The sequence below is a fragment of the Aureimonas pseudogalii genome (assembly GCF_014196835.1).
In the GTDB taxonomy this organism is placed as follows: Bacteria; Pseudomonadota; Alphaproteobacteria; order Rhizobiales; family Rhizobiaceae; genus Aureimonas; species Aureimonas pseudogalii.
The window spans coordinates 60410-73255 of record NZ_JACIEK010000015.1 but is presented as its reverse complement, the minus strand read 5'-3'; the positions used below and the strand labels follow the sequence as shown (position 1 = coordinate 73255).

Annotated in this window: 13 protein-coding genes; 9 read left to right on the top strand and 4 right to left on the bottom strand. The window is 62.9% G+C overall.

Annotated features, from left to right (window positions below):
- Positions 1 to 72: 72 nt before the first annotated feature.
- On the bottom strand, positions 73 to 1158 hold the full coding sequence (locus tag GGR04_RS19840) for a calcium-binding protein (protein WP_183201758.1): 1086 nt from the start codon (positions 1156 to 1158) through the stop codon (positions 73 to 75).
- Between the two features lie 437 nt (positions 1159 to 1595).
- On the opposite strand from GGR04_RS19840, the gene GGR04_RS19835 reads away from it, so the two are divergent.
- The 9 genes from GGR04_RS19835 to GGR04_RS19795 all read left to right on the top strand — a co-directional run bounded on the left by GGR04_RS19835 (position 1596) and on the right by GGR04_RS19795 (position 10664).
- A complete protein-coding gene (locus tag GGR04_RS19835; protein WP_183201756.1) occupies positions 1596 to 5957 on the top strand; it encodes a strawberry notch family protein in 4362 nt (1453 codons plus the stop codon).
- A gap of 83 nt (positions 5958 to 6040) precedes the next feature.
- Positions 6041 to 7072 (top strand): DUF7146 domain-containing protein, encoded by a 1032-nt coding sequence (locus GGR04_RS19830; protein ID WP_183201754.1) that lies wholly within the window; start codon positions 6041 to 6043, stop codon positions 7070 to 7072.
- A 287-nt stretch (positions 7073 to 7359) separates the two neighbouring features.
- Positions 7360 to 8262: a DUF2493 domain-containing protein gene (locus GGR04_RS19825; protein ID WP_183201752.1), complete on the top strand. Its 903-nt coding sequence runs from the start codon at positions 7360 to 7362 to the stop codon at positions 8260 to 8262.
- Between the two features lie 314 nt (positions 8263 to 8576).
- Positions 8577 to 8819 (top strand): DUF4160 domain-containing protein, encoded by a 243-nt coding sequence (locus GGR04_RS19820; RefSeq protein WP_183201750.1) that lies wholly within the window; start codon positions 8577 to 8579, stop codon positions 8817 to 8819.
- Between the two features lie 11 nt (positions 8820 to 8830).
- The gene (locus GGR04_RS19815; RefSeq protein ID WP_183201748.1) at positions 8831 to 9349 is read left to right on the top strand and encodes a DUF2442 domain-containing protein; all 519 of its coding nucleotides are present in this window, start codon (positions 8831 to 8833) and stop codon (positions 9347 to 9349) included.
- Positions 9346 to 9636, top strand: coding sequence for a hypothetical protein (locus GGR04_RS19810; protein WP_183201747.1), 291 nt, complete (start codon positions 9346 to 9348; stop codon positions 9634 to 9636). Before GGR04_RS19815 ends, GGR04_RS19810 begins: the two co-directional genes overlap by 4 nt.
- 34 nt (positions 9637 to 9670) lie before the next feature.
- Entirely contained in the window at positions 9671 to 10009 is a 339-nt protein-coding gene (locus tag GGR04_RS19805; protein WP_183201745.1) for a hypothetical protein, read from the top strand.
- A 1-nt stretch (position 10010) separates the two neighbouring features.
- Complete coding sequence (locus GGR04_RS19800) at positions 10011 to 10196, top strand: hypothetical protein (RefSeq protein ID WP_183201743.1); 186 nt, start codon at positions 10011 to 10013, stop codon at positions 10194 to 10196.
- A 120-nt stretch (positions 10197 to 10316) separates the two neighbouring features.
- Positions 10317 to 10664 (top strand): hypothetical protein, encoded by a 348-nt coding sequence (locus tag GGR04_RS19795; RefSeq protein WP_183201742.1) that lies wholly within the window; start codon positions 10317 to 10319, stop codon positions 10662 to 10664.
- Here GGR04_RS19795 and GGR04_RS19790 read toward each other — a convergent pair.
- The 3 genes from GGR04_RS19790 to GGR04_RS19780 all read right to left on the bottom strand — a co-directional run bounded on the left by GGR04_RS19790 (position 10628) and on the right by GGR04_RS19780 (position 12632).
- Positions 10628 to 10960 (bottom strand): hypothetical protein, encoded by a 333-nt coding sequence (locus GGR04_RS19790; RefSeq protein WP_183201741.1) that lies wholly within the window; start codon positions 10958 to 10960, stop codon positions 10628 to 10630. The genes GGR04_RS19795 and GGR04_RS19790 overlap by 37 nt on opposite strands.
- Positions 10961 to 11539: 579 nt before the next feature.
- Positions 11540 to 11992 (bottom strand): helix-turn-helix domain-containing protein, encoded by a 453-nt coding sequence (locus tag GGR04_RS19785; RefSeq protein ID WP_183201740.1) that lies wholly within the window; start codon positions 11990 to 11992, stop codon positions 11540 to 11542.
- Positions 11970 to 12632, bottom strand: coding sequence for an SOS response-associated peptidase (locus GGR04_RS19780; protein WP_183201789.1), 663 nt, complete (start codon positions 12630 to 12632; stop codon positions 11970 to 11972). The genes GGR04_RS19785 and GGR04_RS19780 overlap by 23 nt, the downstream gene beginning before the upstream one ends.
- Between the last annotated feature and the right edge of the window lie 214 nt (positions 12633 to 12846).

Below are 12846 nucleotides of genomic sequence, written 5' to 3'. Positions count from 1 at the left end.
TTTTTGAAATCCTCATTGGGGCGGGGGGATCCGTTCGACGGCCCCCCCGCTTCGCAAGGTCTAAGGTTGGCCTCAACCGAAAACGAAATCGCTACCATCGATCTGAGAAACAGAAACGCCTAGAAGCCTCACATAGGTCGCCGTGGCTGTTGAGCCGGAAGTCAGCTCAAGCGCAGCTGAGCCTTGGAACTCAAACACTTTGATGCTGGTAATATCCCCGCCAACCCCGATCTTGTCGATTCCGTTCTGGAAGTCGGTGATCGTGTCCTGACCGCCGCTGAGATTAAAGTAGAAGAGGTCTGCACCTGCGTCGCCGGTAAGCTGGTCGTTGCCGCCTTGCCCGGCTAAGGTGTCGTTACCCGCACCGCCGAAAAGCTGATCTACACCAAGGCCACCGATAAGAATGTCTTGGCCGTTGCCGCCCGACACAAAGTCGTCTCCGGCACCCCCCGACACGGTATCATTCCCGTCATCGCCAGTTAGGGTGTCGTTCAGTTGAGAGCCGGTAATTGTGTCGTTGCCACCAAAACCCTGAATAATTGCGCCGCGGTACGTGCGAGTTGAACTATCAAGAATGATGTTGCCGGTGATATTATCGGCATCATTGCCGCCGCGGATCTGTGTAATATTAATCAGAGTGGTACCGCTTAGATTCAGATCTCCACTGAGATTGATGATATCAGCGCCGCGGCCGCTTACATTAGCAATCTGCTCGATGCTGTTTATGCTATCGACATAGAGGACAGCGCGCCCTGATGATGCCGGATTGAAGCCGTTGAAGTCTTGGATCAAGATACTGTCGAACCCTGAACCGCCGTCAAATATAGCGGCACCTGAAGTTCCCTGTACGATGAATGTATCGTCACCGTTCTCGCCGTACATGGTATCTCCAAGTACGCCAGTGTATATTTGATCGTTCCCGTCACCGCCATAGACGATATTTGAACCGACCTCGGGCGAACTCGGGCTTAGGGTATCACCAGCCAGAATATCGTCCCCAGAACCCCCGTAGAGGGTGTCATTACCATCTCCTCCGTAAATCTGATCATTGCCCCCGGCTCCATCGAGGTTATCGTTTCCTCCACTGCCAAAAATAGCGTCGCTAGTTGTCGTGCCTACGTACGTATCGTTGGCGGTACTGCCGAAAAATTTTGCCATTCTGAATACCCTTCATCGATAGGGGGACAAGTCCTATCATCTTGCTCCGCGGTGTAGCGGTATCGTTGCCTTAATAACCCGCACAGAATGCCAGTAAATTACGTAGCGTTAAGGAAAAACACGACCTGAACGTGTTGAAGGGAATACATAATTGTAAGTAAAGAGTGACTTATGACTTTCGTTCAATATGAGTATCAAACTTGTATATGAATAAATCTGTTGTAAGAATTGTTGAAGGTGCAACGTGGCGGAATGAATAAGCAGATTTCAAATCCTAAATTTTGGATAGTGGAGGCTATATTAGGATCTATAAACATTACTAGAGTTCTGAGAACGAAGACGCGTATTCAGAGTAAGAGTTCGGGCCGGGAAGGCAAGCCTTCCGCGGATCGAGAGAGAGCGTGAGGAGGCCAACCCTGAACCGTTGGAGCTCGTCCATGAACCTCTTCGATCGCACTGCCTCGTTCGCGCCCGCCATCAAGGTCGAGCCCGCCCGTGCCGTATTCCAGGCCGCCAGCGTCCTTCTGAAGATGCTGGAAAGCGGCAAGAAGCTCGACAACAAGGCTCTACGCTCCGTCATGGAAGCAGCCTTCGGCGCTTCTGACGCTGACGGCGCCTGGGTCTGGAAGGATGCCTACGAGGCGGCCGAGGTCGCGCAGATCCTGTTCGTGGGCAAGTACGGCGCCGCCATGCGCCGTCAGGCCGGGTCGGCTTCGGCCTTCCTCGCCATGCTCGATCGCCTTGCCGGTCTGGTCGGCACGCAGACCCGCCGCTCCGAAGAGGGCCAGGCCCTTCAGCAGTTCTCCACGCCCCTGCCGCTTTCGTTCGTCGCAGCCGAGGCCGCCGGCATCCATGATGGCGACCTCGCGATGGAGCCCTCTGCCGGCACCGGAATGCTCGCGGTCTTCGCCCGTATCGCCGGCGCCTCGCTGGCGCTGAACGAGTATGCCGAGCTGCGAGTGCAGCTCCTGCGGCGTATCTTCGAAACCAAGGCCGTGACGCAGTTGGACGCCGCGACGATCCATGATCGTCTTCCGGCCGCGATCGTGCCCTCCGTGGTCATCATGAACCCGCCCTTCTCGGCTTCGCCGAAGGTCGAGGGGCGCTACAAGGCCGCGACCTACAAGCACGTCCGCAGCGCCCTCATGCGCCTCGCGCCCGAAGGCCGTCTGGTGACGATCACCGGCGAAAGCTTCTCGCCGACCGGCTCCTGGCGCGAGGCGTTCGAGGAGTTGCAGGGGATCGGCCGCGTCGTGTTCTCCGCGGCGATCGCCGGCAAGGTCTACGCCGCGCACGGCACCACGATCGAAACGCGCCTGACCGTCTTCGACAAGATCCCCGCCGAAGACGCTTCGCGCTTCGTGGGGCTCCATCCGCTCGTGTCGTCCTCGAGCGAACTTCTTCAGCTCGTGCAGAGCGCCTGCCCCGCGCGCCGCTCGGCGCCGATCGCCATCACGCCGGTCGCTTGCCGCCCTTCGACCTCGACCGTCGTGGAGAGCCTTGCCGCGATCCGCGAGCGCGCCCGTGCCGAGACGCGCGAGCTCGCGCTGTCTCAGTCCCGGCACAAGCTCGATGGCGTCGACACCGGGGAAGTCTCCTACCTTCCGCGCGCGTGGGCGCCGAGCCAGGCCGCCCTGACCGCCTCGCTCTATGAGAACTACGAGGTGCAGTCGATCGCGATCGAGGGCGGGCAGCCGCATGTGACGACGCTCGTCCAGTCGGCCGCCATGGCGTCCGTCGCCCCTCCCGTTCCCTCTTACCGGCCCGTCCTTCCGGTTGCCGTGGTTCGCGACGGTCTCCTTTCGGACGCCCAGCTCGAAACCGTCATCTATGCCGGCGAGGCGCATTCCACCTTCCTCAAGGGTCGCTACACCCTTCACCCCGACCACGGCACGCTTGTCGCCGCACGCGACGACGATCCGGCGGCCTTCCAGGTGCGCCGCGGGTTCTTCCTTGGCGATGGCACCGGCTGCGGCAAGGGCCGCCAGGTCGCCGGCATCATCATGGACAACTGGCTCCAGGGGCGCCGCAAGGCCGTCTGGCTGTCGAAGTCCGATAAGCTGATCGAGGACGCCCAGCGCGACTGGACTGCCCTTGGCGGCGCCGCGTCCGACATCGTGCCCTTGTCTCGCTTCCGTCAGGGCGCCGAGATCCGCATGGAGAGCGGCATCCTCTTCATCACCTACGCGACGCTGCGCTCGGCCGAGCGCGGCGACAAGGCGAGCCGTCTCGATCAGATCGTGAAGTGGCTTGGCGACGATTTCGACGGTGTGATCCCGTTCGACGAGGCGCACGCCATGGCGAACGCTGCCGGGGGCAAATCCGACCGCGGCGACGTAAAGCCCTCGCAGCAGGGCAAGGCCGGTCTCGACCTTCAGAACCGCCTTCCGAACGCTCGCATCGTCTACGTCTCGGCGACGGGCGCGACCGAGGTTTCCAACCTCGCCTATGCCGCGCGCCTTGGCCTGTGGGGCACCGGCGACCTTCCGTTCAAGGACCGCGGCGCTTTCGTCGGCGCGATGGAGCAGGGCGGCATCGCCGCCATGGAGGTCATCTCCCGCGACCTCAAGGCCCTTGGCTTCTACATCGCCCGCTCCGTCTCCTATGAGGGCGTCGAGTACGACATGCTCGTCCACGATCTGACCCCCGCCCAGCGCGGGATCTACGACAGCTATGCCGGCGCCTTCCAGATCATCCACCAGAACCTCGAGGCCGCCTTGCAGGCGTCGGGCGTCACCGGCGACAACGGCAAGTCGCTCAACCGCAACGCCAAGTCCGCCGCGCGCTCGGCCTTCGAGTCCAACAAGCAGCGCTTCTTCATGCACCTGATCGGTGCGATGACCTGCCCGAGCCTCCTCCCGGCAATCCAGGCCGACCTCGATGAAGGCCGCTCCTCCGTCATCCAGATCGTGTCGACCAGCGAGGCGCTGATGGAGCGCCGTCTGGCGGAGATCCCGGCGTCCGACTGGAACGACATCCAGGTGGACGTGACGCCGCGCGAGTACGTCATGGACTACCTTGTCCACTCATTCCCGGTGCAGCTCTACGAGCCCTTCACCGACGCCGACGGCAACGAATATTCCAAACCTGTCATCGATGCGGACGGCAACATCGTCCTGTGCCGTGAAGCCGTCGAGAAGCGCGACGCCATGATCGAGCATCTCGGCAGCCTCGCACCGGTGCAGGGCCTTCTCGACCAGATCCTCTGGCACTTCGGCACGACGCAAGTGGCCGAGGTGACGGGCCGCTCACGCCGCATCGTCAAGCATAGCGACGGCAAGCTGAAGGTCCAGAACCGACCCGCGTCCTCCAACCTCACGGAGACGCAGGCGTTCATGGACGACAAGAAGCGCATCCTGATCTTCTCGGATGCGGGCGGCACGGGGCGCTCCTACCACGCCGACCTCAACGCCCGGAACCAGCGCCTTCGCGTCCACTACCTCGCGGAGCCGGGCTGGCGGGCCGACAATGCCATCCAGGGCCTTGGCCGCACCCATCGCACCAATCAGGCCCAGCCGCCGCTGTTCCGGCCCGTGGCATCCGACGTGAAGGGCCAGAAGCGCTTCCTGTCCACGATCGCGCGTCGCCTCGACACGCTCGGCGCCATCACGCGCGGCCAGCGCCAGACCGGCGGTCAGGGCATGTTCCGGCCCGAGGACAATCTGGAAAGCAGCTACGCGCGTGCCGCGCTGCGCCAGTTCTACGGTGCGGTGGTTCGCGGCAAGATCGAGGCGATCTCCCTCAAGCGGTTCGAGGAGATGACCGGGCTCGAGCTCACGGACAACGGCACGCTCCGCGAAGAGCTGCCGCCGATCTCGCGCTTCCTCAACCGCTGCCTGGCGCTCACGATCGAGATGCAGGACGCCGTGTTCGATACCTTCACCGGCATCCTCGACGGCATTCTTGAGAGCGCCATCGCCAGCGGCACCTTCGACGCCGGGTTGGAAACCCTGCGAGCCGAGAGCTTCCGGATCGTGGAGCGCAACGCGATCTACACCGCGCCGTCGGGCGCCAAGACCCTCGCCCTGACGGTCGAGGAAACCCAGCGCAACCGTCCCCGCACGCTGGCGGACGTCCAGGCCATGCTGCGCGACACGCGCGACGCCCGCCTTCTCGTGAACGAGCAGTCGGGCCGCGCGGCCGTCGAAGTGCCGACCTACTCGCTTATGACGGAAGACGGCGCCCCGATCGAGCGGGTGCGCTTGATCCGCCCGATGCACGCGGAGAACATGCTGGAGCTCGAGATGGCCGCGTCGAACTGGAAGCCGGTCGACGACATGACGTTCGAAGCTGCGTGGCATCGGGAAGTCGATGCGGTGCCGGAGTTCGAGGTGTCGCGCATCACCGTCATTTCCGGCCTTCTCCTGCCCATCTGGGACAAGCTCCCGCAGGACAACACCCGCGTCTACCGCCTTCAGTCCGATCAAGGCGAGCGCGTCGTCGGACGCCTCGTGTCGGCCGAAGACCTGAATACGGTCTATGCGAAGCTCGGCCTGAACTGTTCGGTGAAGCTCACGCCGGAGGAGATCAGCGAGGCGGTCATGGTCAAGAACGCCGCCGTCAACCTCGTGGAAGGTCTCGTTGTCCGGCGCTCGCGCGTTATGGATGCTTACCGAATTGAGGTTGTAGGGTACGATCAATCGCACCTGAAACACCTGAAGCAGGTCGGATGCACGACCGAGATCATCCAGTGGAAGACGCGGGTCTTCGTTCCTCTTCAGGGGAACGTCGAAACCTTGACTCGTCTGGTGGAGAGCTACCCGCAGGCGGAGAGCGAGAGCCAGAAGCTGGCTGCGTAGCCGATCAGTCGGCTTTGAGAGAGCCGGGGGCATCGAGCCCTCCGGTTTCCTACCGGGTGGAACGCTTCAGGGGTTTTAATGCGATGGAGACGGCGACCGACATCTCGCGCCAGTTGGGCGACTATGCGCTGAGCTTCTGCAAGGCGTATCTGCCGCAGGGACGGCACGCGGGAAACTACTGGCAGATCGGGGACGTGAACGGCGCCAAGGGGGCCAGCCTTGCGATTTGCCTCCATACCAACGGCGCGCAACGCGCGGGCAAGTGGCGGGACTATGCCACGGGGGAGCGGGGCGACCTCCTTGATCTCATTCCCCACGTCAGCCATGCCGCGACATTCGCGGAGGTCATGCAAGAGGCGAGGAGCTTCTTGGGCAAGCCCGACATCATTCGTGCCAAGGCGCAGCAGACGGCTCCCGAACCGCGTCAGGCTGATGTCAGTCGACGTGAGAAGGCGCAGAGGCTGATTTCAAGCGCCAAGCCGTTTCACGGTTCGCCGGCACAGCGCTATCTTAGAAATCGCGACATTGAGCGGTTCGGACCCGCGCTGAGGTTCCATAACAAATGTTATGCAATGAGCGTCGAGACAGGGCAAGCTATTGAATTGCCTGCCCTATTGGCTGCAATTACGGATAATGCGGGCCTTACGACGGGTGTAGCCCGCACTTGGCTGGATGTCGAGCGAGGTGCAGTCGCGGACATGACCAGTCCGAAGCGCGTCATGGGAGATCTTCTCGGCCACGCCGTGCGGTTCGGAGAGGCGGGGCGCATCCTCGCGTGCGGCGAGGGGGTCGAGACGATGCTGTCCATCGGCACCGCTCTGCCGAGGCTCCCCTTGGCCGCCTGTCTCACGGCCACGCATCTCTCCCTGTTCGAGGTGCCGACGATCGTGGAGGAACTGTGGGTCTGCCGGGATAACGACGAGGCGGGCGAGCGAGCCCTTCACCAGTTGTTCCAGCGGCTGGAAGAGGCTGGAAGGTCGATCACCGTGCGCGAGATCGTGCCGGTTCTTGGAGACTTCAACGACGATCTCAGTGCATGGGGCGCGGAAGCGTTGCGCACGCGCCTTGTGGCGGAGCTGGGGTCTGCCGCCGAGGACTACGCGGCCCTAGCTTGAGGCGCTGGCCGGGTCTGGCCAGAGGCATCTCCATGCAGGGATCAGCTCTTGGGCAGGGATGTCTGGAGCGATGGATCGGGAGAGTCGGGCGGAGAGCCGCCCTCTGTCGTCCCTTCAAGGCTGCGCCGCGGACTATCTTCCCCGACCGCAAGCGGTCTCCTCGCGGGACAAGATAGCCCTTGCTTGCCTCGGCGCTCAGGCACCGCCCCAAGGGGTTCCGGGCCGCCACTCCCGATCTTTCATCGCGCCATCCCGGCCAAGAGCCGCCCCAGCAAAGGATCAGCGCCATGACCCGCTACACCAGCTCCTCCACCAGCCCCACCGCTCACCTCCTCGAGGAAATCCAGCTCTACGGCCTCACGGCTGACGGCGACCGCGACTACCGCCCCCTGCCCGACGGCGACGACCTCTCCTACAAGATCCGCGACGTCATGACCGGCATGGCCGACATCTTCCACGACACCCGCCTCGAAGGCGACCTGGAGGAAATGCTCTGGAGCCTCGTCAACTCCTTCCACCGCCGGCTGACCCACACCAACAAGCGTCTCGACGACACCACCATGAAGATGCGCGACGCCCAGCGCGAGCAGGACGGCTCGGAGATCCGCTCCGTTGAGCTGGAGAAGCTCCTGGACGAGGGCACCGCCTTCACCGAAGCCCGCAACGCCTTCGAGGCCATGCGCGACCTCGCCGCCGAGCACTACGAGGTGATGACCGGATCGCCCTGGCTCCCCCGCACCGGCTCCAAGGTCTCCCACGCCAACGTCACCAGCGCCATGATCCAGTCGCGCGACTTCCTCGCCGCCAAGGCCCGGTCCGAAAACGAGCTGCACTGCCCGACCGGCACCAAGATCGCCTTCGCCGGCGGCGCCGACTACAACGACCACGAGACGATCTGGAAGACCCTCGATGCGGTCCAGAAGCGCTACCCCGACATGGTTCTAATGCACGGTGGCAGCCCGACGGGCGCGGAACTGATCGCCGCCAAATGGGCGGCTAACCGCAAAGTCCCCGCAGTCGCCTTCAAGCCCGACTGGAATTTCGGCCGCTCCGCTCCCTTCAAGCGCAACGACCAGATGCTCGAGCAAATCCCCCAGGGCGTCATCGTCACCCCCGGCACCGGCATCACCGAGAACCTCGCCGACAAGGCCAAGAAGCTCGGCATCAAGGTGATGCGAGTGGGGGGCTGATGCCCCCCATCTTCTCCCGCCAAGGCCGCCTTCGGGCGGCCTTTTCTTTGTTCTCCGGCACCAAAGGAGCCGTCGATATGACCAGACGTCGGAAAACCCTTCATCTCCGTCAGGACATCGAGCAGTTCGAACACGGGACGGATGGGCCACGCCGCGGTCGAGACCATGGCGATCTACGCCAACGCCCTGGGCGAGGAGCAACGCTTCATCGCAAAGCGCATGTAGCGCTGAGAAACCTAGTCCAAATATCAGCCATAACAGTTTACATAGTCCCTTTACTGGACTACGTTTCAGGCATCCGAAACGGGGGTGCCATGGGCAAGCTCTACCAGGTCGGCAGTATCATCGTCCGCGTCTACGCCAACGATCACCTGCCCTACCACTTCCACATCATCTCACCGGACTTCGAAGCGCTCGTCCTGATCGAGACCCTGACCGTCCAAGAGGGAACGCTGCCGGCGACCGCCCGAAAGCAGGTGATGCCGTGGATCGAGGCCCATCGCGCCGAGATCGCCGCGGAGTGGAACCGCATCAATCCCCGCTTCCCCATTTTCTGAAAGCTCCGAACATGACCAATGCACTTCCTCGCATTTTGACCGTCGCTCCCTCCCCAAGGGGCTGGCCAACCGTTGGCATCGATTGGAGCGATGGCTCTTCCAGCAGCGTGAACCTCGGCGGATGGATCAAGACCGGCGGCCCGATCCTCGCTCCTTTGATGGACCCCAAGACCTTTTTCGAAGTCCAGGTCGGCTACGGCGGCACGTCCCTGTTCTGGGAGGACCCGGACGGAGACCTGGCGATCGACGCCATCCACCTCCGCAAGCTCTACGAGGAGCAGCAGGGCATGACGACGGCGCAACTGGTGAACTGGCAGGCCGAGATTGGCCTGTCGAACCAGGAGGCGGCAGAATTTCTCGGCATCGGCCTCAGCACCTGGAACGGCTACAAGGCGGGCGCGACGATCCCGGCAACGGTCGGCATGGTGTGCCGGGCCGCGCTGCGCGACCCCATCCTCATGCAGGCTCACTATCGCCCCCGGAAGCCCGGAAGGCCGTCCCAGGTGGTCACGGCGGGTTCTCAGCCATGACCATGGAGAAGGTGATCGGGCCGCCCCCCGCGGCTGACGAGCTGGCGGCAGCGCCGATCGTCCACTTATGGGAACTTCGCCCTATGCGGTACGAGGAGTTCTTCGGCCGTCACCAGTTGTTCGGCTTCATGATCGGCCATCCCAAGTTCGAGGACATGGCCTTCGCCAACTCCTCGCCTGTGATGGAAATCGACACAGCCAGTCCGCCTACCTGGGCACGCTGCGACAGCCGGCTCTATCGCCTCGGGCAGTCAAAGGCGGACTATTCCAAGGGGCTCGAACGGTAGCCCTCGCCGTCCGCGCTCACCCCAAGGAGACAGCTTGGTCGATCTGCCGAGCGCCACGGCGCTCCTCGATGCAAGATCCATCGTTTCCACCTGGGACGCCTCGCTCACATCCATCGAGCCCCTGGCGGCCGAGCTCGTCGCAATCAGCATCGCCAACCTCTCACGCCGAAAGCCCGAAGGCTGGACGGAACGCGACCTCCTCACCGAAACCACCCTCCACAAACACCGCTTCGATCGCGATCTCCTGCGAGGTGGTCCCTTGGTCGAACGGTTCTTCGATGCTCCACGAGGCGAGATGGAAAACGTCCTGGCCATCGCGCAATATATCATCATCCACCGCGACGAAGCCGCCACCAACGACCGGGAGCCCTGATATGCGCTTCACTGCCGACGACGCATTCGAGCTGCGCGGGACCGAGGACGCCATCATCCTCGATCTGCCAGCGGCGCAACGTATCATGGACTTGCATGACGCCACGATCGGCGAGTTCTACGAGTTCACCGGCAAGGAAATCGACGCCATCGATGCCGGCGACCTTCTGGCCTTCCTCGGCTACTGAGCCGACGCAGCCTCGATCGGCGCAGGAGACTGGACCTCACTCTCCAGAATTTCGTCTTGCTCCTTAGCTGGCTTTCAACCCAAATGGCATCCCGATCGGTCACGAAAGGTAGAACGGATCATGCCAGCACCTTTGCCCTACGCCCAGGATCTTCCGGCAGCACGAGCCGTCGCGGCCTCGATACCGGCTCCCCACGAGGAACAAAACTTCTTCGTCAAATGCGCTGTGGAACTGCTGGCGCAGGCGATCCTGACGCTTTCGGTCGGACGCGGACGTGATTGGACCGTCGCCGATCTGATGGAGCAGCTTCAGAAGCCCCGCGAGGACTTCGACGCTTCCGGCCTCGTGGATGACAGGGCCAGGATTTTCCTATTCGACGTAGAACCACGCCAGCGCGCTTCCGTCATCGCGACCGCGCTGAGCTTGGTCAACTACAAGTTTGGCGACGAACCCAGCATCGCAGCCTGAGACGCATCCTCCGCCTCGAGGCGTCGGACGTCTTCAGCTTCCGATGCCTCGATGTCCTCTTTCTCCATCGCGGCTAAATCCGCTCGCTGCGGCTTTTCCCGCCCGACCTGGGCCGTCAGCTCGGCAAAGCCCGGATATGATCCCTCCGCACCAAGCTTGTTCGCAAGCCGAAGGTAGCGCAGCGGGAACGCGATCGCATCGAGCTGCGCAGGGCTCAGATCGTCGACGCGGCTCCGATCGGACGTCACGGCGTCCTCCGCATCCGCCAGCGCGTCGTCGATGTCACGTTCGTTCAAGGCCCCGTTCTGGCGGACGTCTCTTCGCCCATGGCACTGGCACTTCACCATCGGAACTCCGGCACCGACCAGTGCCGCCGAATAACCGTTGCGCCCAGGCCAGCTCTTCGGGCTCAGCATCGTTCGCTACCGGGATTTTGCAGAGCGGCCCGACCCCTCCAACACGGTCGAGCTAGAAATTTCCCCGGCCTGACGGCCTCCTCGCGCACGTGCCTTCGGCACCAAATCTCAGCCACGCCCGTGCCCTCCGCTGCGCTGCGGCCCTTCGGGTTCCAGCGCCAGTCCGCTCCGCTGGTCAATCCCTGCGAACAACGCAGAACCCAAACGAGCAGACCCATGAAGACCACAATCAACTTCCTTGCCCGCACCGGCCGACGCCTCCGCGCCTTCCTCAGCCGGATCACTCGGAGCCTTGCCAACAACGGCAAGTTCACCTTTCGCGTAAAGTCGCTATCCCCCTCGTGGCCGAGGTCGAGGCCAGCATCGAGTACGGGAAGAAGCCCCGCTGACGCGGGGCGGGAGGGCTGACGCCCTCGTATCCACTGCTAAGCTGGCCGCATTGGCGAAGGCTGGACTGAACTACTCGTCTACCAGCAGGTCTGCCGGAACTCCGAGCGCATTGGAAATCCTCGCCAGTTCGTCGGCATGTGCCGTCGATCCTTGCTCAATCTCCGCAAGCCGGTCCTCGGTGATGCCGGCCTCCACGGCGACATCGTGCTGCGATCGTCCCGTTGACTGACGGAACGCCTTCATCACCGGCGTCCCATCTTCGATCGCATCCACCGCGGTATCGGGAATTTCGTATTCGGTCTCGCTCAACGCAGTGTCCTCCGCCTGATGCCGCATCCTCGATCTTTGAAGAGCGGCGACGTTGGCCTTGCGTTCCATCACCGTATCCAAAAGCGTCTGCCAGGACGCAGCCGCCGTCAGATGACGCTCCTTCACCTGTGGCAACGTCGTCGCCTCGGCCGCCGCAAGACACTCCGCCAACCTGGCCCGGTAGACTTCCTCACCGTCCATCATCAGCGCCATCCCGTCTCGCCCCCTTCGCCACGATGCAGAGGCCATCGTCCGGCAAGGGACGCTGCAACGCCGCAGCCTCGGCCCACGGCGCCTCCAGCCAGATCTCCATCTCTTCAGCCGTCGTCAGGATCACCGGCATGGCCTTGGGATGGATCGGTGCAACAACCGCATTCGGCTCCGTCGTCAGGAAGCCGTAGAGATCGGCACTCACCTCCCCCTCCTTCACCTTTCGCGTCGACGTCCAGTTCGTCCAGATCCCCGCGAACACCATCAATGGTCGATCGTCGCTCGCCGCGAACCACGCCGGCACCTTCTTGCCCTCCACCGTGTCGTACTCGCTCAAGCTCGTCATCGGCACGAGGCAACGATGCTCGGGACCCAGCCAGCGCCGCCAGTGTGGGCTCTTGGTGTTGCGGATGTTCGTGACGCCACCATCCACCTTCTTGCCCTTCAGCGCGAACGCGGGCGATGGCATGCCCCAGCGCGCCATCGTCAGTTCGCGCTCGCCCTCGCTCATTCTGACGATCGGCGCCGCGGTGTCGGGGAAGATGTCCGGTAACGGGGGCAGGTTGCCCGTTCGATCCACCGCCGCACGGGTGAATTCCAGAATGGCCGATTGACCCTTGGTCAGGCTGTAAAGGTTGCACATGCCAATGGATGTGCAGCTCGCTCGGCGATCGTCCAGCGCTGTCGTGATGTTCGCGTCGATGCTCGTGTCCGTAGCATTCGACCCACCGATAGGGTTGCCGATCAGATCGCCGTCATGATCCTGCATCTCGCTGTCATCCACGGGGGATCAGAGTAGGTCACGGCCCCGGCGATTGAACGCGTAAGACCGTTCGCCTAGTGGCAACCCCTAGCCT